This is a genomic window from Streptomyces sp. WAC 01529, assembly GCF_003945545.1.
Classification (GTDB): Bacteria; Actinomycetota; Actinomycetes; order Streptomycetales; family Streptomycetaceae; genus Streptomyces; species Streptomyces anatolicus.
Window position 1 is genome coordinate 1,155,001 of record NZ_CP029617.1, and the last position, 20,836, is coordinate 1,175,836.

Annotated in this window: 17 protein-coding genes and 1 pseudogene (1 of these 18 cut by a window edge); 8 read left to right on the top strand and 10 right to left on the bottom strand. The window is 72.0% G+C overall.

What is annotated here, in order from left to right:
• Positions 1-1,190, top strand: the 3' portion of a protein-coding gene (ptsP, locus tag DMA15_RS05160) for a phosphoenolpyruvate--protein phosphotransferase (RefSeq protein WP_125511471.1). It extends 481 nt beyond the left edge of the window; the window shows 1,190 of its 1,671 coding nt (coding positions 482-1,671); the start codon falls outside the window, past its left edge; the stop codon is at positions 1,188-1,190.
• A gap of 59 nt (positions 1,191-1,249) precedes the next feature.
• Here ptsP and DMA15_RS05165 read toward each other — a convergent pair whose 3' ends face one another.
• Both DMA15_RS05165 and DMA15_RS05170 read right to left on the bottom strand, forming a co-directional pair.
• Complete coding sequence (locus tag DMA15_RS05165; protein ID WP_125511472.1) at positions 1,250-2,143, bottom strand: hypothetical protein; 894 nt, start codon at positions 2,141-2,143, stop codon at positions 1,250-1,252.
• A gap of 84 nt (positions 2,144-2,227) precedes the next feature.
• The gene (locus DMA15_RS05170; RefSeq protein ID WP_125511473.1) at positions 2,228-4,213 is read right to left on the bottom strand and encodes an acetoacetate--CoA ligase; all 1,986 of its coding nucleotides are present in this window, start codon (positions 4,211-4,213) and stop codon (positions 2,228-2,230) included.
• Between the two features lie 215 nt (positions 4,214-4,428).
• Here DMA15_RS05170 and DMA15_RS05175 point away from each other — a divergent pair, with 215 nt between their 5' ends.
• Positions 4,429-6,786: a TIM-barrel domain-containing protein gene (locus DMA15_RS05175; RefSeq protein WP_125511474.1), complete on the top strand. Its 2,358-nt coding sequence runs from the start codon at positions 4,429-4,431 to the stop codon at positions 6,784-6,786.
• Positions 6,787-6,889: 103 nt separating this feature from the next.
• On the opposite strand, the gene DMA15_RS05180 is transcribed toward DMA15_RS05175, so the two are convergent.
• Positions 6,890-7,423, bottom strand: a complete 534-nt coding sequence (locus DMA15_RS05180) for an NUDIX domain-containing protein (RefSeq protein WP_240659681.1) — start codon at positions 7,421-7,423, stop codon at positions 6,890-6,892.
• Positions 7,424-7,496: 73 nt separating this feature from the next.
• Between DMA15_RS05180 and DMA15_RS05185 the strand changes: the two genes are divergently transcribed.
• The 5 genes from DMA15_RS05185 to glpK all read left to right on the top strand — a co-directional run bounded on the left by DMA15_RS05185 (position 7,497) and on the right by glpK (position 12,780).
• Positions 7,497-8,303 carry a M15 family metallopeptidase gene (locus DMA15_RS05185; protein WP_125511476.1) on the top strand — a complete coding sequence of 269 codons (807 nt, stop codon included), beginning with the start codon at positions 7,497-7,499 and terminating at the stop codon, positions 8,301-8,303.
• A gap of 156 nt (positions 8,304-8,459) precedes the next feature.
• Positions 8,460-8,906, top strand: a complete 447-nt coding sequence (locus DMA15_RS05190; protein WP_125511477.1) for a zinc ribbon domain-containing protein — start codon at positions 8,460-8,462, stop codon at positions 8,904-8,906.
• The gene (locus tag DMA15_RS05195) at positions 8,903-10,093 is read left to right on the top strand and encodes a lipid-transfer protein (RefSeq protein WP_125511478.1); all 1,191 of its coding nucleotides are present in this window, start codon (positions 8,903-8,905) and stop codon (positions 10,091-10,093) included. Before DMA15_RS05190 ends, DMA15_RS05195 begins: the two co-directional genes overlap by 4 nt.
• A 362-nt stretch (positions 10,094-10,455) precedes the next feature.
• Positions 10,456-11,211 (top strand): MIP/aquaporin family protein, encoded by a 756-nt coding sequence (locus tag DMA15_RS05200; RefSeq protein WP_125511479.1) that lies wholly within the window; start codon positions 10,456-10,458, stop codon positions 11,209-11,211.
• A gap of 48 nt (positions 11,212-11,259) precedes the next feature.
• Entirely contained in the window at positions 11,260-12,780 is a 1,521-nt protein-coding gene (glpK, locus tag DMA15_RS05205) for a glycerol kinase GlpK (RefSeq protein WP_125511480.1), read from the top strand.
• Positions 12,781-12,893: 113 nt separating this feature from the next.
• Here glpK and DMA15_RS05210 read toward each other — a convergent pair whose 3' ends face one another.
• The 5 genes and pseudogenes from DMA15_RS05210 to DMA15_RS05230 all read right to left on the bottom strand — a co-directional run bounded on the left by DMA15_RS05210 (position 12,894) and on the right by DMA15_RS05230 (position 18,128).
• Positions 12,894-13,499 (bottom strand): ATP/GTP-binding protein, encoded by a 606-nt coding sequence (locus DMA15_RS05210; protein ID WP_125511481.1) that lies wholly within the window; start codon positions 13,497-13,499, stop codon positions 12,894-12,896.
• A 336-nt stretch (positions 13,500-13,835) separates the two neighbouring features.
• Positions 13,836-14,111: pseudogene (locus DMA15_RS37325) on the bottom strand (hypothetical protein); the annotation flags it as partial.
• A gap of 151 nt (positions 14,112-14,262) precedes the next feature.
• Positions 14,263-14,724, bottom strand: coding sequence for a DUF742 domain-containing protein (locus tag DMA15_RS05220; RefSeq protein ID WP_240659682.1), 462 nt, complete (start codon positions 14,722-14,724; stop codon positions 14,263-14,265).
• A gap of 9 nt (positions 14,725-14,733) precedes the next feature.
• Positions 14,734-15,174 carry a roadblock/LC7 domain-containing protein gene (locus DMA15_RS05225; protein ID WP_125511483.1) on the bottom strand — a complete coding sequence of 147 codons (441 nt, stop codon included), beginning with the start codon at positions 15,172-15,174 and terminating at the stop codon, positions 14,734-14,736.
• Entirely contained in the window at positions 15,171-18,128 is a 2,958-nt protein-coding gene (locus DMA15_RS05230; protein WP_125511484.1) for a nitrate- and nitrite sensing domain-containing protein, read from the bottom strand. Before DMA15_RS05230 ends, DMA15_RS05225 begins: the two co-directional genes overlap by 4 nt.
• Positions 18,129-18,579: 451 nt before the next feature.
• Between DMA15_RS05230 and DMA15_RS05235 the strand changes: the two genes are divergently transcribed.
• Positions 18,580-19,038: a hypothetical protein gene (locus tag DMA15_RS05235; protein WP_276314389.1), complete on the top strand. Its 459-nt coding sequence runs from the start codon at positions 18,580-18,582 to the stop codon at positions 19,036-19,038.
• A gap of 97 nt (positions 19,039-19,135) precedes the next feature.
• Here the strand turns inward: DMA15_RS05235 and DMA15_RS05240 are convergent, their stop codons facing one another.
• Positions 19,136-20,470, bottom strand: coding sequence for an FAD-dependent oxidoreductase (locus DMA15_RS05240; protein WP_125517321.1), 1,335 nt, complete (start codon positions 20,468-20,470; stop codon positions 19,136-19,138).
• A 20-nt stretch (positions 20,471-20,490) separates the two neighbouring features.
• A complete protein-coding gene (locus DMA15_RS05245; protein WP_125511486.1) occupies positions 20,491-20,814 on the bottom strand; it encodes a bifunctional 3-phenylpropionate/cinnamic acid dioxygenase ferredoxin subunit in 324 nt (107 codons plus the stop codon).
• Between the last annotated feature and the right edge of the window lie 22 nt (positions 20,815-20,836).

The window sequence follows — 20,836 nt, forward strand, 5'->3', positions numbered from 1 at the left end:
CGCCCGCGGACACCGCGCTGCTCGACCCGGCTCTGGTGCTCGGCTTCGTCACCGAGGAGGGCGGCCCGACCAGCCACAGCGCGATCCTCGCCCGTGCGCTCGGCGTGCCGGCCGTGGTCGCGCTGCCCGGGGCCGGGGAGCTCGCCGAGGGCACTGTCGTGGCAGTCGACGGCAGCACCGGTGAGATCTTCGTGGACCCGAGCATCGAGAAGCGTGAGCAGCTCGAGGCCGCCGCTGCCTTGCGCAAGGCGGCGCTGGCGGCGTCGACCGGGCCGGGTGCGACGTCCGACGGGCACAAGGTTCCGCTGCTCGCCAACGTCGGCGGGCCCGCCGATGTGCCTGCCGCCGTCGAGGCGGGGGCCGAGGGTGTCGGTCTGTTCCGTACCGAGTTCCTCTTCCTCGACGACAGCACGAAGGCGCCGTCCGAGGAGAAGCAGGTCGAGGCGTACCGCAAGGTGCTCGAGGCCTTCCCCGAGGGCCGTGTCGTCGTGCGAGTGCTGGACGCCGGTGCGGACAAGCCGCTCGACTTCCTGACGCCGACCGACGAGCCGAACCCCGCGCTGGGCGTGCGAGGGCTGCGGGCGCTGCTCGATCACCCTGAGGTGCTGCGTACGCAGCTGACCGCGCTGGCCAAGGCCGCCGAGGGGCTGCCGGTCTACCTCGAGGTCATGGCTCCGATGGTCGCGGACCGCACCGACGCCAAGGCGTTCGCGGACGCGTGCCGTGAGGCGGGGCTGCAGGCGAAGTTCGGCGCGATGGTCGAGATTCCGTCGGCGGCTCTGCGGGCGCGCTCGATCCTCCAGGAGGTCGAGTTCCTCTCGCTGGGCACCAATGACCTCGCGCAGTACGCGTTCGCCGCCGACCGGCAGGTGGGCGCCGTGTCCCGGCTCCAGGACCCGTGGCAGCCCGCGCTGCTCGACCTGGTCTCGCTCTCCGCGGAGGCGGCGCGGGCCGAGGGCAAGAGCTGTGGCGTGTGTGGCGAGGCCGCGTCGGATCCGCTGCTCGCCTGTGTGCTGACCGGTCTGGGTGTCACCTCTCTGTCGATGGGTGCCGCGTCGATTCCTTACGTGCGGGCGACTCTCGCCAAGTACACGCTTGCCCAGTGCGAGCGTGCCGCGTCGGCGGCCCGTGCCGCGGACACCGCCGAGGAGGCCCGCAAGGCCGCTCAGGCGGTGCTGTCCGGCGAGTAGCCGCACGGTCGTTGTTCCGAGGGGCGTCCCACCCGTGTGGTGGGGCGCCCCTCGGGCGTTCAGTGCGTGTGGCCGTTTTCCTGGTCGTCGTCTTCGAGGTGGGGTGCCGCGCAGTAGTCGACGCCGGATTCCGGGGCGACGAGGTCTCCTGTGATGGCGTCGGTGCAGTACGCGTCGAAGACCTCGGCCGCGGTGAGGGGCTGGAGCAGGCCGCCGTGCATGCGCCAGCCCTGCACGCGGTCGCGGGCGCCTTCCGCGCTGGTGCGCAGCACCATGCCCGCGGCGCGGTGGGTGGCGATGCCGACGGCGAGGACCGTGGCGAACTCCAGGGCCTCGGTCTCGTCGAGCAGGGCGCTGCCGTCGGCGTCGACTTCCACGTGCAGTGCGGCGAGGAGGGTCTCGGAGTCGGAGGGCACGCTGCACACCAGGTGCCGGGTGCCTGGGGCCGAGGTGTCGATGGCGCGGGTGATCAGTTCCGAGGCACGGGCGAACGCGGCTCGGCCGATGTCCTCGCCGCAGGTCGCGCAGGCGCCGGTGCGGGCGAGCACCGTCGTCGCGTACTCCCATGTGGCCTGGCGGACCGCCTCGTCGACGAGGTCGGGCAGGAGGTCGGCGAGGGGCTGGCCCTCGTAGGGAATCGTGGGGCCGCCCGCTGCCAGTTCGGCGGTGAAGCGGGTGCGGCTGGCCGGGGTGTCGGGGTCCAGGCCGGTGTCCTCGCAGTACATCTCGTACTCCTCGGGGTCGAAGAGTGCGACCGAGGTGTGCCTGCCCTGGGATGCGAGGGTCCTGAGCAGGGCTTCGACCTGCTGGAGGTAGGTGTCGTGGTCGTCGAAGGTGAAGGTGCGGTAGCGGCGCATCGCCGCGAAGTCCTCCTCATCGGCCAACAGGCCGATGGTTCCGGCGACTTCGCGGCGCAAGGCGCGTCGCATCGTGTCGGGTCGGGTGTGCGCCATGATTTCCCCCTGCACTCGGTCGATCAATGCTCACTCAGAGTAATCGTGGGCACTGACAACCGGCGCTGAGCTGCGGGGAAGGGGTCAGGAGCGGGTGCGGAAGAGGTCCTCGTAGAAGTGGAGCAGGTCGAGGTTGTCGACCGAACCGGGGTTGACCGCCTTGTTCAGCGGGGTGCCTTGGAGGAGGCGTTTGACGGGGACCTCGATGCGCTTGCCGGTGAGGGTGTGCGGGATGCCGGGGACCTCGATCACTTCGTCGGGGACGTGGCGCGGGGAGAGCTGTTCGCGGATGGTCCGCTTGATGCGGTCGCGCAGGGCGTCGTCGAGGGCCGCGCCGGGGGCGAGGTGGACGAAGAGCGGCATCCAGTAGCCGCCGTCGGGTTGTTCGACTCCGATGACGAGGGATTCGCGGATCTCGGGCAGCCGCTCGACGGCCTCGTAGATGTCGGCGGAGCCCATGCGGACGCCCTGGCGGTTGAGTGTGGAGTCGGAGCGGCCGTGGATGATCACCGAGCCGCGTGAGGTGCGGGTGATCCAGTCGCCGTGGCGCCAGACGCCGGGGTAGGTGTCGAAGTAGCTGTCGTGGTAGCGGGTGCCGTCCGGGTCGTTCCAGAAGTGGATGGGCATGGACGGCATGGGGTTGGTGACGACCAGTTCGCCGACCTCGTCGATGAGCGGCTTGCCCTGGGGGTCCCAGGACTGGAGGTCCGTGCCGAGGCAGGGTGCCTGGAGTTCGCCGATGTGGACGGGGAGGGTGGGGACGGCGCCCGCGAAGCAGGAGCAGACGTCCGTGCCGCCGCTGACCGATGCCGTCCAGAGGCCGCCGGGGGTCTGCGCGAACTCGTCGTGCAGCCAGCGGAAGCCGTCGGGGGGCAGCGGGGAGCCGGTCGTGGCGACGCACTTGACGCGGGAGAGGTCGAAGTCGCGGGCCGGGTGGACGCCGGCCTTGCGGCAGGCCATGACGTACGCGGCGGAGGTGCCGTAGAGGGTGGCGCCGGTGCGTTCGGCGATGCGCCACTGGGCGGCGGTGTCGGGGTGGCCGGGGCTGCCGTCGTACAGGACGATCGTGGTGCCGGTCAGGAGGCCGGAGACGAGGAAGTTCCACATCATCCAGCCGGTCGAGGTGTACCAGAAGAAGCGGTCGTCGGGGCCGAGGTCGCAGTGCAGGCCGAGCTGCTTGAGGTGTTCGACGAGGATGCCGCCCTGGGACTGGACGATCGCCTTGGGCAGGCCGGTGGTACCGGAGGAGTACAGCACCCACAGGGGGTGGTCGAAGGGCACCGGTTCGAAGACGGGTGCCACGTCGGCCGAGGTGAGGGCCGCCCACTCCAGGGCGCCTTCGGGGGCGTCGGTGCCGAGCAGCGGGATGTGCACGACCGCGCGGAGGCCGGGCAGTTCGGAGCGGAGTTCGGCGACGGTGTCGCGGCGGTCGTGTTCCTTGCCGCCGTAGCGGTAGCCGTCGACGGTGAAGAGGACGACCGGCTCGACCTGCTGGAAGCGGTCCAGGACGCTGCGGGCGCCGAAGTCGGGGGCGCAGGAGGTCCAGACGGCTCCGACGGCGGCGGTGGCGAGGAGCGCGACGACGGCCTGGGGGATGTTCGGCAGGTAGCCGCTGACGCGGTCTCCGGGGCGTACGCCCATTGCGCGCAGCTCCGCGGCCAGGGAGCCGACCTGGCGGCGCAGTTCGGCCCAGGTGACGGGCTGTGGGTCGTGGCTCTCGTCGACGTGGAGGAGTGCGGGGGTGTCCGCGCGCGCGGGGTCGTCGGCGGCGCGCAGGGCGTGCTCGGCGTAGTTGAGGGTCGAGCCGGGGAACCACTGGGCGCCCGGCATCGAGCGGTCGCCGAGCACGCGCGCGTAGGGGGTGGAGAAGGTGACGTCGAACCAGTCGGTGACCGCTTTCCAGAACGCTTCGAGGTCGGTCACCGACCAGTGGTGCAGCGCCTCGTAGCCGCCCTCGGCCGGGGCTCCGTATCGCTCGGCGGCCCAGGCCTGGAACCGGGTGATCTGCGCTTCGGCGATCCTCTCCGGGCTCGGCTGCCAGAGCGGCGCGGCGTTCGCTGAGGACGTCATGGGGCGGCTCCCGGACTGTACGCGTCGTGTGCGTGCGGAGTGCGCACGTGCTGGGTGTGCGCGTGAACACGGCTGAAAGGGACGATGCCACGTGATCGACTTCCGCACCAGGGTGTGCCTCACACGGCCGGCCCGGTGGTCATGTGCCGTAGCCCCAGGTGAACGGCAGCTGAACGGGCCACACAGGCGGCGTTTCCGGTGGCAGGGTGAGCAGCATGAACGGTCGTGACCTGGTGCGTTCGGTGAAGGCGGTCGGGGTGGTCGGCACGGCGCAGGGGTTGCGCACGGTGCGCTCCTCGTGGCGCAGGTGGCGGGCCGACGCGGTGGGGCTGGGCCCTCGGCGTGCCGAGCGTGCGCGGGTGCCCGGTCCTGTGGTGGGGGTGGAGCCGGGGCCCGGTGGCGGTGTGGTGCGGTTCGCCCGGTCCGAGCTGCGGGTGCGGGTGACGGCGGGTGGGGCGGTGTTCTGGGGGTGGGACGGTGCGGGGCCGGAGCCCTCGTACGCGCTGTGGGGCGGGAGCCCCGAGCCGGATCCGCGTGCGGTCCTTGAGCCCGACAAGGAGGGCGGCTGGCGGGTCGTGTCGGAGCGCACGACGGTGGTGGTCTCGCGTCAGGGCTCCGTCGAACTGCGCACTCCCGGTGGCGTGATGCTGCGGCGTGATCTGCCGCCGCGCTGGTGGGAGCCGGCCGAGGGGGGCGCGGCGCGCTGGGTGCAGCGGTCGGAGGTGCCCGCGGACGCGCGGTTCTTCGGCCTGGGTGGGCGTGCCGACGGGCCGCGGCTGCGGAACGGGACGTACCGGCTGTGGAACACCGATCCGGGCGGGTCCTTCGGGCCCGGGGACGACCCGCTGTACATCACCATGCCGGTGCAGATGGTGGTGGCCGACGCCGGTACGCATCTGGTCTTCCACGACAACACGTGGGAGTGCGAGGTCTCGGTGCGCGAGGGCGAGGAGGGGGCGGGGTCGGGCCATGACCGGGCCGGCTCGTGCGAGGTGCGGATGGACGGCGGTCCGCTGCGGTGCTGGGCGGTGGTCGGCGCTCCCGCGCGCGTGCTGCACACCTGGGCGTCGCTCACGGGTCCCCCGGCGGTGCCGCCTTCGTGGGCGCTCGGGCACCATCACGCGCGGTGGGGTTTCGGCAGCGAAGAGGAGGTACGGCGGATCGTCGCGGGCTATCAGGAGCACGGGCTGCCGCTGGACGCCGTACATCTGGACATCGATCACTACGAAGCGCATCAGGTGTTCACCGTCGACAAGGAGCGCTTTCCGAAACTGCCGCAGTTCGCCGATGAGTTGCGCAGGGAGGGGGTCCGGCTCGTCTCGATCGTGGATCCGGGGGTGAAGGCCGAGCCGGGTGTCGGGCTGTACGACAGTGGGGTGGCGGCCGACGCTTTTGTGCGGGACGCGGCGGGGCGGCTGGTGCGTGGTGTGGTGTGGCCCGGTGAGGCGGTCTATCCGGATTTCACCGACCCGCGCGCGCGGGAGTGGTGGGGCCGGCTCTACGAGGAGCGGCTCGACCAGGGTTTCGCGGGGTTCTGGCACGACATGAACGAGCCGGTGTCGTTCGCCGCGTTCGGTGAGGCGACGCTGCCCCGTTCGGCGCGGCACTCCCTGGAGGGGCGTGGCGGTGACCATCGGGAGGCCCACAACGTGTACGGGCTGGCGATGGCCCGTGCCGGGTATGAGGGGCTGTGTGAACTGCTGCCCGGGGAGCGGCCCTTCTTGTTCTCGCGTTCCGGGTGGGCGGGGATGCAGCGCTACGGAGGGACGTGGTCCGGCGACGTGTCCTCGGGCTGGCCGGGGTTGCGGGCGTCGCTGTCGCTGGTGTTGGGGCTGGGGTTGTGCGGTGTGCCGTACTCGGGTCCCGATGTGGGCGGGTTCGACGGCAGCCCCTCTCCGGAGCTGTATCTGCGGTGGTTCCAGCTGGGGGCATATCTGCCGTTGTTCCGTACGCACGCGGCGATCGGGGCCGGGCGGCGTGAGCCCTGGGAGTTCGGTGCGCAGGTGCTGGAGCACGCGCGCGTGGCGCTCGTCGAGCGCAGGCGGCTGCGGCCGTACTTCGTGACGCTCGCCCATCTGGCCAAGCGCACGGGTGCGCCTTATGTGCGGCCCCTGTGGTGGGGCCGTCCCGAGGACAGGGCGCTGCGCGACTGCGAGGACGCGTTTCTGCTCGGGGACTCCCTGCTGGTGGCGCCGGTCCTGGAGAGCGGTGCGCGGGAGCGGGTGGTGCGGCTGCCGCCGGGGCGCTGGTACGACACGGCGACCGGGCAGGCGTACGAGGGGCCTGGGCAGGTGCTCCTGGAGGCGCCGCTGTCGCGCGTTCCGGTGCTCGCGCGGGCGGGCACGGTGCACCCGGTGCGGGGCCGCGACGGGGGCCTTGAGCTGGAGGTGTGGGCGCCGGCCGCGGGGCGTACGGGCGGGGGTCTGGTGATCGCCGATGCCGGTGACGGGTGGGAGGAGCCGGAGGTCGAGCGGTTCACGACGCGGTGGAGCGGGGGGCGTGTGGTGGTCGAGAGGGAGGGGGGTGGGGTGGCGCGGGGGCGGCCGGTGCGGGTGCGGGGGCTCGCCGGGTGAGGTGCGTCGGCGGGTTCGGCGGCGTATGGCTGTGGCGTGGGGGCGCGCCTTGGGGAGGAGCGCTCGGGCCCCGGCCGGGGCTCGGCCGGGGCGGTGGTGTGCGTCAGATGTAGCGGCCCTCGAACCACGCGCGTGCCATCAGGGTGTGGAGCGGGAAGGCGAGTTCTTCGGGGCGGCGCAGCAGGTGCCAGCCTTCGGTCTCGTCCGTCGGCGCTGAGGGCGCCAGGTCGGCGGCGGGGCGTTCGGGGAGCAGGCCGAAGAGCAGGAGGTATCCGTCGGGGGCGCTCGCGGCGTCGATGAGGCGGACGTCGCGGCTCTGGGCGTTGATGCCGGTCTCCTCCTTGAGCTCGCGTACGACCGCGTGCCGCCAGTCCTCCCTGTCGTCGATGAAGCCGCCGGGCAGGGCGATGCCGCCGAGCGCGGGAGCGACGGTGCGGGTCACGACGACCAGGCCGGTGCCCTGTGTGTCGTAGACGGGCTGGAGGGCCACCGCTACGGGGAGCGGGTTGCGGTAGGCCACGGTCCCGCAGGCGGCACAGGTGCGGGGCCCGGTGGCGGGCTGGTCTTCGTAGGGCGCTCCGCAGCTCGAACAGTGGGAGCCCGGGGCGGAGTTGGCGAGGTGTGGGGATGCGGACACGCCGCGGACTGTATCCGATCTCCGCGGCGTCGGTCTTCCGTGGTGGCGGGTGATCCTGATAGACGCAGGGGGCATGACAGCATTTGCCCCCGCTCTGCGGAAACTCGCCGTCTCCGCCGTCGCCCTGCTGGCGGTGGCGGCCGCCCCCTCCCCCGCGCACGCGAAGCCCGAGCCGAAAGCCCCCGAGGAGTTCGTGGCGCTGCGCGATGTCGACCCGACGATCATCCAGGAGATGCGGTACATCACTCCGCACAACTTCGTGGGCGAGCCCATCGACGGCTACAGGAAGCCGATGTGCATCCTCACCGAGCCCGCCGCGAAGGCTCTGTACAAGGCGCAGCGGAGGCTGCTGCGCAAGGGCTACTCCCTGAAGGTGTACGACTGCTACCGGCCGCAGCGGGCCGTGGACCACTTCGTGCGGTGGGCCGAGGATCTGGGCGATGAGCGCATGAAGGCGGAGTTCTATCCCCATGTCGACAAGTCGCGGTTGTTCGCGGACGGTTACATCGCGAAGAAGTCCGGGCACAGCCGGGGCTCCACGGTGGATCTGACCGTCGTGAGGCTTCCGGCGCTGCCGACGCGCCCGTACGTCCCCGGAGAGCCCCTGACGCCCTGTGACGGCCCTCAGCGCGAGCGTTTCCCGGACAACTCCGTGGACATGGGGACGGGCTTCGACTGCTTCGACACGCTGTCGCACACGGATGATCCCCGTGTCACGGGGAAGCAGCGGGCCCACCGCGAGCTTTTGAGGGGGGCGCTGTCCAAGGAGGGCTTCGTCAATCTCCCCGAGGAGTGGTGGCACTTCACCTACAAGCCGGAACTCTTTCCCGACACCTACTTCGACTTCCCGGTGTCCCGGAGGTCCCTGACGGGGCGCTGACGGCGCGGCACGCAGGAGGGCGACCGGGACCACCCCCGTCGGCCCCGGTCGCGACCTCGGACTCCCCAGTCTCCGGCCTCCGCCGCCCCTGACGAAATCCGGTTGCCCGTGGCACACTTCTGACAGGCCGTCAGATTCAGTGCCCATGGAGGAGCCTTGTCCCGTACACGCACCCCCGTAGTGGCCGACTGGTTCGCCGGGGAGGGGGAGAGCTTCCGCCTTCTGGGCACCCGCTGCGCGGCGTGCGCCTGCGTCTTCTTCCCGCGCGAGGACGGCTTCTGCCGCAATCCCGGCTGCCCGGGCGGCGAGCTGATCGAGGTGGCGCTGTCGCGGCGCGGGCGCGTCTGGTCGTACACCGACGGGCGCTACCGGCCGCCCCCGCCTTATGTCTCCGATCCGGAACTCCCGTGGGAGCCCTACACGTTGATCGCTGTGGAGCTGGCGGCGGAGCGCATGGTGGTGCTCGGGCAGGCGGCTCCCGGCGTCTCGGTCACCGATCTGGCGGTCGGCATGGAGGTGGAGGTCGTCCCCGGAGTGCTCGACGAGGACGACGGGACGACGTGGACGACATGGCACTGGCGGCCCGTGGGGGTGGGCGGATGAGCGGCGAGGTGGCGGTGCTCGGCGCGGGCATGCATCCCTGGGGCAAGTGGGGGCGCGGCTTCGTCGAGTACGGAGTGGTGGCGGCGCGCGCGGCGCTCGCGGACGCCGGGGTCGACTGGCGGGACGTGGGCTCGATCGTCGGGGCGGACACGGTCCGGGGCGGCTATCCGGGGTATGTCGCCGGGGCCACGTTCGCCAAGGCGCTCGGCTGGCAGGGGGCGCGGGTGGCGAGTGTGTACGCGGCGTGCGCGTCCGGCGCCCAGGCCATCGCCGCCGCGCGTGCGCAGATCCTCGCGGGGCTCGCCGACGTGGTCCTGGTGGTCGGTGCGGACGCGGCACCCAAGGGGTTCTTCCGGCCCGCCGGCGGGGACCGGCCGGATGATCCCGACTGGCTGCGGTTCCGTGTGCTCGGTGCGACCAACCCCGCGTACTTCGGGCTCTACGCGCGCCGCCGGATGGCCGTGCACGGCGACACCCTGGAGGACTTCGCCCAGGTCAAGGTGAAGAACGCGGCGGCGGGCACGCTCAACGCGAACGCCCGCTACCGCAAGGCCGTCACCGCCGAGGAGGTCGCCGCCTCCGCCGTGGTCGCCGACCCGCTGCGGCTGCTGGACATCTGCGCCACCTCCGACGGGGCCGCGGCCCTGGTGCTGTCCAGCATGGAGTTCGCGCGGCACCGCGGCGCCTCGGATCCGGTGCGCATCCGCGCGGTCTCCACCGTGACGCCGACGTATCCGACCACGGTGCTGGACCTGCCCGACATCGCCACGGACTCCGCGGCGGCCGTGGCCCCGGCCGAGGAGACCTTCCGCGCGTCCATCGCGCGTGCGGCGTACGAAGAGGCGGGCATCGGCCCCGAGGACGTATCCCTGGCGGAGGTGTACGACCTGTCCACCGCCCTCGAACTCCAGTGGTACGAGGATCTGGGGCTCTGCGCCGAGGGCGAGGGGGCCAAGCTGCTGCGCGACGGCGTGACGTCCGCGGGCGGGCGGGTGCCCGTGAACACCAGCGGGGGGCTCGCGTCCTTCGGAGAGGCCGTGCCGGCCCAGGCGATCGCCCAAGTGTGCGAGATAACCTGGCAGTTGAGAGGGGCGGCTGGGGCGCGGCAGGTGGCGGGGGCACGTGTGGGGATCACCGCGAACCAGGGGCTTTTCGGCCACGGCTCCTCGGTCGTGGCGGTGCGTTGATCCACTGTTCGGGTGCTGCGGGAGGAAGGTCTCGCACCGGTTAACCGTTGCCGTCCGCGACCTTGACGCTCCATCACCACCGGTGAACACTTCCGGGTGTCAGTCGGCGTCGCCGCACCTCGGCTCCACGCACGCCCAGCACCTCTGTGCGTGCGAAAAGCCCGTATGAAGGGCCTGGTCAACGGGTCATCCCCCATGGGCGATGCGACTGCCACGGCACGCTCGTCACGGACGCCGGGCGGGGCGCGGGAGACCCCTGCCTCCGGCTGCATCAGCCGGGCGTATCCAGACGGCGGTCGTGGAAACGCACCCTGCACGGAGTACCGGGGCGCACCGCCCCGGGCGAGGGCCTAGGAGCCGCCATGTACTCAAATGGGGACATCTTCGTCGGTGAGGTCATCGGCACCGCGATTCTGATTCTGCTCGGCGCCGGCGTGTGCGCCGCCGTCACGCTCAGCCACTCGAAGGCGAAGGCCTCCGGATGGGTCGTCATCGCCTTCGGATGGGGCTTCGGGGTGCTGGCGGGCGCCTATACCGCGGGCCCGCTCTCCGGTGGCCATCTCAATCCCGCCGTCACGCTCGGCATCGCCATCGACACCGGTGAGTGGGGCGAGGTCTGGGTCTATCTGCTCGGTCAGATGGTCGGCGCGATGCTCGGCGCCGTCCTCGCCTACCTCGTATATCTCGCGCAGTTCAACGCCAATGTCACGCGGAGCGTCAAGGACAAGGTGTCCGGCGCGCACGAGCCGACGCCGACGCTCGGCATCTTCTCCACCATCCCGGAGATCAGGAACCCCGTCGCCAACCTCATCACCGAGGTCATCGCGACCATCGCGCTGGTGCTGCCGGTCCTCGCCTTCGGGCTCACCAAGGGGCTCGGTGAGTCGGGCACGCAGACGCTGATCGTGGCGTTCCTCGTCGTCGGCATCGGCCTCTCCCTCGGCGGCCCCACGGGCTATGCCATCAACCCCGCGCGCGACCTCGGCCCGCGCATCGTGCACACGTTCCTGCCGATCCCCAACAAGGGTACGTCCGACTGGAGTTACGCCTGGATTCCGGTGGCCGGACCGCTGATCGGCGGAGCCCTCGCGGGCCTCATCTACAACGCAGCGTTCTGAGTCCTCCATCCAGCTCATCCAGGTCATCCAGCTCATCAAGGGGTAGCCATGCCGGACAGCTCCGAGAAATTCGTCGCCGCCATCGACCAGGGCACCACTTCGAGCCGCTGCATCATCTTCGACCGGGGTGGCGCGATCGTCGCCGTGGACCAGCGCGAGCACCGCCAGATCTTCCCCAAGCCCGGCTGGGTGGAGCACGACGCCACCGAGATCTGGTCGAAGGTGCAGGCGGTGGTCGCGGGGGCGATCGCCAAGGCCGGGCTCCGCGCCGACCAGGTGAGCGCGCTCGGCATCACCAATCAGCGCGAGACGACGGTCCTGTGGGACCGCGCCACGGGCAAGCCCGTGCACAACGCCATCGTCTGGCAGGACACCCGCACCTCGGGGCTCTGCGACGAACTGGGCGGCACGGACGGGCAGGATCGTTTCCGCGAGCAGACGGGACTGCCGCTCGCCAGCTACTTCTCCGGGCCCAAGGCGACCTGGCTGCTCGACAACGTGCCGGGACTGAGGGCGCGCGCGGAGCGGGGTGAGATCGCCTTCGGGACCATCGACTCCTGGCTGATCTGGAACCTCACGGGCGGCACCGACGGCGGCAAGCACGTCACCGACGTCACCAACGCGGGCCGCACCATGCTGATGAACCTCCAGACGCTCCAGTGGGACCAGTCGATCCTGTCGGCGATGAACATCCCCGAGGCGATCCTGCCGGAGATCAGGTCGTCGTCCGAGGTGTACGGCACGGCGGTGGGGCAGCTCTCCGGAGTGCCCGTCGCCTCCGCGCTCGGCGACCAGCAGGCGGCCGTGTTCGGGCAGGCCTGCTACGACACGGGGACGGCGAAGAACACATACGGCACGGGCAGCTTCCTGCTGCTCAACACCGGGAACCGGCCCGTTCCCTCGAAGAACGGGCTGCTCACGACCATGGGCTACAAGATCGGCTCCGAGGCGCCCGTGTACTGCCTGGAGGGGTCCATCGCGATCACCGGGGCCCTGGTGCAGTGGTTCCGCGACCAGCTCGGCATCATCCGCAGCGCGGACGAGATCGAGACCCTCGCGGCGAGCGTGGACGACAACGGCGGGGCGTACATCGTGCCCGCGTTCTCCGGCCTCTACGCGCCGTACTGGCGTTCGGACGCGCGCGGGGTCGTCACCGGGCTCACCCGGTACGTCACCAAGGCGCATCTCGCGCGTGCCGTCCTCGAGGCCACCAGCTGGCAGACCCGTGAGGTCGTCGACGCCATGTACCAGGACTCGGGGGTGCGGATCACGACCCTCAAGGTGGACGGCGGCATGACCAAGAACAATCTGCTGATGCAGCACCAGGCGGACGTCCTCGGGGTGCCGGTGATCCGGCCGAAGGTCTCGGAGACGACGTGTCTGGGCGCCGCGTACGCGGCCGGGCTCGCGACCGGCGTGTGGAACGACCTGGACGAGCTGAAGGCGCACTGGCAGCGGGACGTGGAGTGGTCGCCGCGGATGGACGCGGCCACGCGCGACAAGGAGTTCCACAACTGGCACAAGGCGGTGGAGCGGAGCTTCGGCTGGCTGGAGGACGGCGAGGGCTGAGCCGCCCAGAGCCGCGGCCCGTACCCCGGTCGGCGGGGGTACGGGCCGTGCCGTGCGCGAGCCGTCACATGGCTCACGTGACGTACGAGTCGGTCATGTGGCGTAGGAGGCGGTCATGTGGTCGCGGGCTCCCTGGCCGCCGCGGCCGCCTGCATCGCGTGTTCGACGACGCCTACGAGGACGTCCTTGACGGACTCGCGGTCGCGCGCGTCACACAGCACGACGGGTACCGACTCGTCGAGGTCGAGCGCCTGGCGCACGGCGTCGGCGGGGTAACGGGACGCGCCTTCGAAGCAGTTGACGCCCACCACGAAGGGTATGGAGCGCCGCTCGAAGTAGTCGACGGCGGCGAAGCAGTCCTCCAGGCGGCGGGTGTCGGCGAGGACCACGGCGCCGAGCGCCCCCGTCGCCAGCTCGTCCCAGAGGAACCAGAAGCGGTCCTGCCCGGGGGTGCCGAAGAGGTAGAGGACCAGGTCCTCGCGCAGGGTGATGCGGCCGAAGTCCATGGCCACCGTGGTGGTGTGCTTGCCCGCGACGCCGCGGGTGTCGTCGACGGGACGCCCCGCCTCGCTGAGGGTCTCCTCCGTGCGCAGCGGTTTGATCTCGCTGACCGCACCGACCAGGGTCGTCTTGCCGACGCCGAAGCCTCCCGCCACCAGGATCTTCAGCGTGACCGGCTCGACGGGGGCCTTGCCGCGTTCAGAACGCCTGAAGATCATCGCTCACTTCTCCTGGATCAGTACTTGTCTCAGTGGTGTCGCGGGGGGCCGGTCCGTATCCGCCGCCGCCGGGGGTTTTGATCACGAGTACGTCGTCGGGTCCGAGGTGGGCCGAGTCGCTGCCGCTGAGTTCCGTCACGGTGCCGTCCGCGAACTCCTCCAGGAGGACGGGCAACGGCCACTCCAGGACCTCGGGGTCGGTGAGGCGCGAGTTGGTCCATGTGGGGCTGTACGCAGGGGGCGCGGGCAGCCGTCGTTGAGGGGGAGGTCGTCGTCGACGCCCTTCTGGTTGGCGGCAATCTGGGCGCGCACGGGGTCCGCGGCGGTGCTCGCGGTGGAACTCTGCGGCTCCGCGACTCGTTCCATGGGCAGGTGTCCGGTGCCCGATGTGACCGCCTGCCAGCCGTCGTCCAGGTCCGTCGTGGCGACGGCCTCGGTGGTGATCGCGGGCCCGGTGACGGTCTCTCCGGGGGGCAGCTGCTCGCGGCGGTGCAGGAGTACGTCGCGCCAGGCGCCCCCGGTGTACAGCCGGACGCCTCGCGGGTCGCCCGCTGCCACCTCCCCCGTGAGGAGGGCGGAGAGATCGGGCGGCTCGGTGAGCCCGGTGACCGCCGCGTCGCGGTGGCGGGCGGGGTGGTCCGGCAGGAGCTTGTGCGTGAGCGGGCGGCCGCCGGGGCGGCGCGCGACGATGTCGGTGAAGGTGCCGCCCCTGTCGACCCGGAACTGCCGGCCAGTCACGTTCACACTCCCGCTCCCGCGCTGTTCAGAGCGCCCGGAGGCCGCTGATCACGTCGCGCAGAATACTCTCGTCCGGCAGCTCGGCGGGGGGCACCGGCCGGGTCACGTGCACCAGTTCGTCGTCCACCAGGTCCCCGATGAGCACGCGGATCACGCCGATGGGCAGGTCCAGTTCGGCCGCCAGTTCGGCGACGGACTGCGGTGCGTCGCGGCACAGCTCGACGATGTCCACATGCTCCGGGGAGAGCGTCTGGTCCGCCTCCGGGGCACCGGCGGCACCGGCCTCGGCGATGACGACCGCGATCAGGTCGAGGCGGTGCTGGGCGGGGCTCGTGGTGCGGCCGCGCGTCATGGCGTACGGGCGCACCACGGGGCCGGCGTCGTCGTCGAACCAGCGGGGCGTCTCCTGTGGACCCGGCGTCCCTCTCGCCCCGGGTATCCCCCGCAGTGCCTTCGTCCTCTGCGTTCCTCGACCGTCGTCGCTCATGACCTCCCACTACCCTCCCGCGGGCAGGTCCGTGCGCGGCGCCGTACCCAGATGCACACCCACCCTCTTGACCAGCAGCGTCATCTCGTATGCCACGAGGCCGACATCGGAGTCCGCTTCGGAGAGGACGGCCAGGCAGCTGCCGTCGCCCGCGGCGGTGACAAAGAGGAACGCGTCGTCCAGTTCGACCACGGTCTGGCGGACCCTGCCCGCCTCGAAGTGCCGGCCCACGCCCTTGGCGAGGCTGTGGAACCCGGAGGCGACGGCGGCGAGGTGCTCGCTGTCCTCCCTGGTCAGGTTCTTGGACACGCCGGTGGGCAGGCCGTCGCCGGAGAGCACGAGCGCCTTGCGGATGCTGGCGACGCGCTGCACCAGGTCGTCGAGGAGCCAGTTCAGCTCACCCTGCCCCCCGGTCGTGGCGGTGCGTGCGTCGGCCTTCGGTGCGGTCATTGACCGTTCCCCTCAGATGTCGTTCCTGGTGCTGTGCCGTCCGTGGCGTCGTCGCCCGCGGTGTTCTCGTCCCGGCCGCGCTGCCAGCCCCGCTGGAGCGAGGCCATGCGGCTGCGTACCTCGTCCGCGTCGCGCTCCTCCGGCCGGGTCTCGGCGCGGTCGGTGCGGCGGTCGGGGCCGTCCTTCAACTGGGGGGCGAGGTTCGCCTGCCGGACCCGGCGGGGCAGTCCGCCGCCCAGGGCGGTCGTGATGGTCGTGGTGTCCTGGCCGGCGTCCGCGCGGGGCGCCGGGGCGGGGCGGGGCCTGAGCGCGGCTCCGTACGGGGAGGCGGGGTCCTCGCCGGGGCGGTCCTGGCCGGTGTGGGCGGGGCCGCGGTCCTGGAGGGCGCGGTCCTGGTGGACGCGGTCCGGGGCGGCTCCGCCCTGGGGGCCGGTGCGGCGGGTGCGGCGGGGCAGTTCCGGTGCCGCGTCGGCGGCGGGGACATCCAGGTGCGGCGGCGGGGACAGGTCGGGCCAGCCGGGCCGCCGACGGGGCTGCGCGGGCACCGGGACCTCGTCCTCGGCCGCCGGGGCCAGGGGCCTGTCCTGCGGCCTGGTGTGCGGCACGGGGCGGCCGTGCGAGCTGACGAGCTTCGGGGTCGCGCGGCGCGGCAGCGGGATGAGGCCGCCGGAGTGGGCGTCCTCGGCGAGGTCGTCGTCGGCGCGGGTCTGCGGGGCGTCCCGGCGGGTGGGTTCGGCGCGGTCGGCCTCGCGGTCGTCGCGGGCCTGCTGATGCTGCTCACCGGGGGTGCCGACGACGCGGCGGCGGGGGCGGAAGAGGCCGCCGCGCTCGCTCTCCTCGTCGCCGAGGGCGCCGGGGAAGGCGTCGAGATCCGCGAGGCCGACGGGGGCCTCGAGCTCCACGGGGCCGTCGAGTACAGAGGCGGGCAGTCCGGGCAGCTGCACCGGCACCTGGGCGAGGGCCGCCGCGCGCCCCGCCGCCCTGTCGGTGCTCGCCGCGTGCTCCTTGGGCTGCGGCCGGTCCAGGCGGAAGCCGACGCCCCCGGTGTCGGGGATGTCGTCGGTGAGCAGGGCCTCGGGGATGAAGACGACGGCGGTGGTGCCGCCGTACGGGGAGGGCTGGAGGGAGACACGGACCCGCTGGCGCTGCGCGAGCCTGCTGACGACGAAGAGGCCGAGCCTGTCGGTGTCGGACAGCTCGAACTCGGGGGTCTCCGCGAGCCGGAGGTTGGCGTCGAGGAGCGCGTCGGCGGCCATGCCGAGCCCTCGGTCGTGGATCTCCAGGGTGAAGCCGTTGGCGACGTGTTCGCCGAGGACCTGCACGGCGGTGTGCGGGGGCGAGAACACCGTGGCGTTCTCGAGGAGTTCGGCAAGCAGGTGGGTGAGGTCGGCGACGGCGGGGCCGGTGACCGCGATGCGGGGCAGGCGGCGGACCTCGATGCGTTCGTAGTCCTCGACCTCAGCGACGGCGGCGCGTACGACGTCCATGAGCTGGACGGGCTTGCGCCACTGCCGCGAGGGGGCCGCTCCGGAGAGGATCACCAGGCCCTCGGCGTGCCGCCGCATGCGGGTGGTCAGGTGGTCGAGGCGGAAGAGGTCGGCCAGTTCGTCGGTGTCCTCGGTCCTGCGCTCCATGGTGTCCAGGAGCGTGAGCTGCTTGTGGAGCAGGACCTGGCTGCGGCGGGCGAGGTTGACGAAGACCTCGGAGACGCCGCGGCGCAGGTCGGCCTGTTTGACGGTGGCCTCGACGGCGGCGCGCTGGAGGGTGTTGAGGGCCTGGCCGACCTGCCCGATCTCGTCCTTGTCGTACGTCAGCCGGGGCGCCTCGGTCTCCACGTCGATCTGTTCGCCGGCCGCCAGGCGGCGCAGCACGCCGGGCAGTCGGACGCCGGAGGCCTCGTGGGCCTCCAGTCGCAGCCGGCGCAGGTCGCGGATGAGGCCGCGTCCGATGCGTACGGACAGGAAGAGGGAGACCAGCAGCGCGAGCAGACCGAGGACGCCGGCCAGGATGGCGCGCACGATCACGTCGACGGCGGCCGGTTCGACGCGGTCCCTGAGGCGGTCGCTCGCCTCGACGTCGCGGTCGGCGAGCTGCTTGAGGGCCCGGCCCGCGGTGTCGTCCCAGTGTCCGGCGGTCACCGCGCGCGGGGTGCCGGGCGCGGACTCGATGACGTCCTTCTCCGCCTTGCGCAGCTGTGTGGTCTCGGCGCCGTTCCAGTAGCGCTCGTAGCGGCCGCGGTCCTCCTCGGGCAGCTGCGCGAGGTTCACCTCGTACAGGAGATCGCGCTGTGCCCTCAGCTCGGCGATCTGGCGGATCTCGGGCCGGGTGACGCGCCGTGCGACGAGCGCCGAGCCGAGCAGCGCGTCCTCGCGGGAGAGCAGTTCACGCGCGCGTGTCACGCCGACGAGCGCGCGGCCCTGCTCGTCGAGGTCCACATCGTCGAGGCCCGCGAAGCCGTTGAGGGTGGTGAGGAGCACGAAGCAGGGGTCGATCAGCTTGGTGTACATCTTCAGGGCGCCGGCGCGGGTGATGGTGCCCTCTTCGACCGTGCGGCGCAGGGACTCGATGCCGTCGAAGGCTTCGAGGAGTGCGGTGAGGCGCTTGCGCGAGTTCCCGTCGACGCTGTCGCGGACGTCCGCGTCCTCGGCGTTCGCGCGGACCTTGGCGATCATGTCGTCGGTCGCGTCCTGGCTGCGGCGCAGGGCCGCGTGGGCGTCGGAGGCGCGCGGGTCGGCGAGGTAGACGAGGGTCTGGCGGCGCTCCTGCTGGACCACGCGGACGGTGTCCTCGATCGGGTAGCCGATCTTGTCGACGACGGTGGTCGTGTCGAGCAGCCTGCTGGCCTCGCGACCGGTGATGACGGTGGCGAAACCCCAGATGGCGGTCAGGGAAACCAGCGGCACGAGCAGCAGCGCCACGATCTTCCGGCGGATGGACTTCCCGCGAAAGCGCATGGCCTCCCCCAGATCGGCCCCTGCGGCCGTTGCATGGGCCAGGGGCACACATGTGCGTCAACAAACGGCGCGAGCCTACTACTGACCAATGGCCAACTCGAAGACGCATCCGAGCGCTTTTCGGCCGTGACGCGAAAGAGACGTCCTCAGTTGTCCCTCCATTACGGGAGATTGCGTCCCAGCATCTGGTGCGTGGGACCCGGGCCCATCGCCCACTCCGCATACGCCAGTTGGCCGGATCTCTTCGCTTCGAGGAACCGGAACGGGAATCTTTCCGATCTCCCGTTCGTCGATGAGGGAGAGGCGGCGCAGGCTCTCGGTCCAGGGGGCGCGCTGCGGGGCAGGCGGAATAAAGCACAGTAAACCGGGCAGCCACAGGTGAGTTGGGCCAGAGGGTGACCCCAGAGGGGGTTCGTGAACGGCCGCGAAGCGGCGGGGGAGTGACGGAATGATGGGCACGGCAGAGCGCCACAAGGCGTCAGGGGCTGGCGTCGCGCGGGAGGAAGAGGGCTCGGCGCCCCGCCCGGCGCTGTGGGTCGAGGAGCCCGCGCGCAGAAGGCGACTGCCCGATCCGGCGCGGACGGCGGCCGTGCGGGCCGTGATCATCGTGGCCCTCACGCTCGTGCAGGCGATGGTCGCTTTCCTGGCCGCTCTCGCGGGGTCCTGGCTCTCCTTCCCCATGGTGCTGAGCAGCGTGGCCAGCACGATCGTGGCCACCTGGGGCGTGCTCGACGTGTGGGTGACCCGCCAGGTGTGGAATCAGCGGCACGGGGTGGTGTCGGTGCCGAGCAGCACGGCGCGGCAGCTGCGGCGTGAGCGACGCCGGGCCCGCCGTCAGGAGCGGATGGCGACGCGCGGCAAGGAGCGCATACGCGGGCGCGGAGGGGCGGGGCAGTTGTCGCACTCTTGAGGGGCCTTGGGGCCGCGACGAGGACTCCCTGGGCTCCCTGGGCTCCTTGGGCTCCTTGGGCTCCTTGGGCTCCCTGGTGGCGAGTCGCCGCCCACGCTCACATCCGCGCGGGCTCCCTCGCCGCGTCCCGCGCGTACTCCCCGTACTCCCCCGCCCGGTCCTCGGCGGCGGCCATGAGTCCCCTGCGTGCCTTCATGAACGGCCGGGCGCGGTCGAGTGCGAGGACCGCCGTCCTGCGGCCCCGGTGCTCGTAGACGGCGAGGAAACCGCCCTCGCCCAGGGCGTCCGGGGAGCCCTCGACGATGCGTACGGTGTCGCCTTCGCGGCGCCGCCCGGCGAACTGGAGGCGGGAGCCGTACTGGTCCGACCAGAAGTACGGCAGGGGGCGCGCCGCCTCCACCGTGCGTCCGGCGAGCAAGTTCCGTACGGCCACGCGGGGTTGCTCCGTGGCGCTGGTCCAGTGCTCGGCGCGGAGCCCGCCGACGCGGGCGACGTCGCCCACCGCGACGACCTGGGGGAGGGTGGTGACGCAGCCGTCGTCGCACAGCACGCCGTCGTCCAGGGCGAGGGGCGATCCGGCGAGCCAGCCGGTGCGGGGGGCCGCTCCGATACCGACGACGACCACGTCGGCGGGCAGCAGTCGACCGTCGGACAGTTCTACGGCGGTGACGGCTCCGCCGCTGGAGGAGGCGTGCGGCGCGGAGGTGTTCGGGCTGGTGCCGTGCAGCTCGGCGCCTTCGGGGGTTCCTCGGGCGGTGCCGTGCAGCTCGGTGCCCTCGGAGGTTCTCCGGGCCGTGCCGCGCAGTCCGGCGACGCCGACGCCCGCGACCAGCCGCGCACCGCCCCGCGCGTGCAGCCCCGCGCACACGGACGCCATCTCGGCCCCGAGCGTGGCGGCGAGGGGCAGCGGGGCAGCCTCGACGACCGTGACGTCGTGCCCGAGCGTCACGCACGAGGACGCGGTCTCGGCGCCGATGAAGCCGGCGCCGACGATGACCACGCGCCGCGGGCCGTGGACCAGTTCCGCCCTCAGGGCGCGGGCGTCATCCAGGGTGCGCAGGGTGTGCACGCCCGTGAGCGCGGGCCCCCGGAGGCGCCGCGCGGAGGCGCCGGTGGCGATGACCACGCCGTCGCTCGCCAGGGCGCGGCCGTCGTCGAGGACGACCGTACGGCCGCGCGCGTCAAGGGCACGTGCGCGGGTCCCGAGCATCCACTCGGCGTCGAGTTCCGCCCTCTCCTCCGCTTCGGAGAGGGCGAGTTGGCCCTCGTCGCAAGCGCCGGTGAGGAAGCCCTTGGACAGCGGCGGACGGTCGTACGGCTGATGCGGTTCCGCGCCGACGACGACCAGACGCCCGTCGAACCCCTGGGCGCGCAGTTCCCGGGCCGCGTACAGACCGGCGAGGGAGGCGCCGACCACGGTGACGGTCCTCATGCGGCCCGCGGTCGGCGGCCTCATGCGGCGGATCCTTCCTCTGCCGTGGCCAGGCGTACGTGGACGACACCGTCCTCCACGTATACCTGGTGGGTACGGACCGGCCTGCGCGCGGGCAGGCAGGTGGGGCGCCCGGTGCGAAGATCGAACGAGGCGGCGTGGAGCGGGCATTCGACCAGGCAGCCTTCGAGCCACCCCTGTGACAGGGAGGCGTCCTGGTGGCTGCAAGTGTCGTCGATGGCGAACAGCTCGCCGTCAGCGTTGAACACCGCGACGGGCGGCGTGGTGTCGAGGCGGACGGACTCGCCCGCGGGGAGGTCTTCGAGGCGGCATACGGGAATCATGGGCCCCCCTCTGATGTCGTTC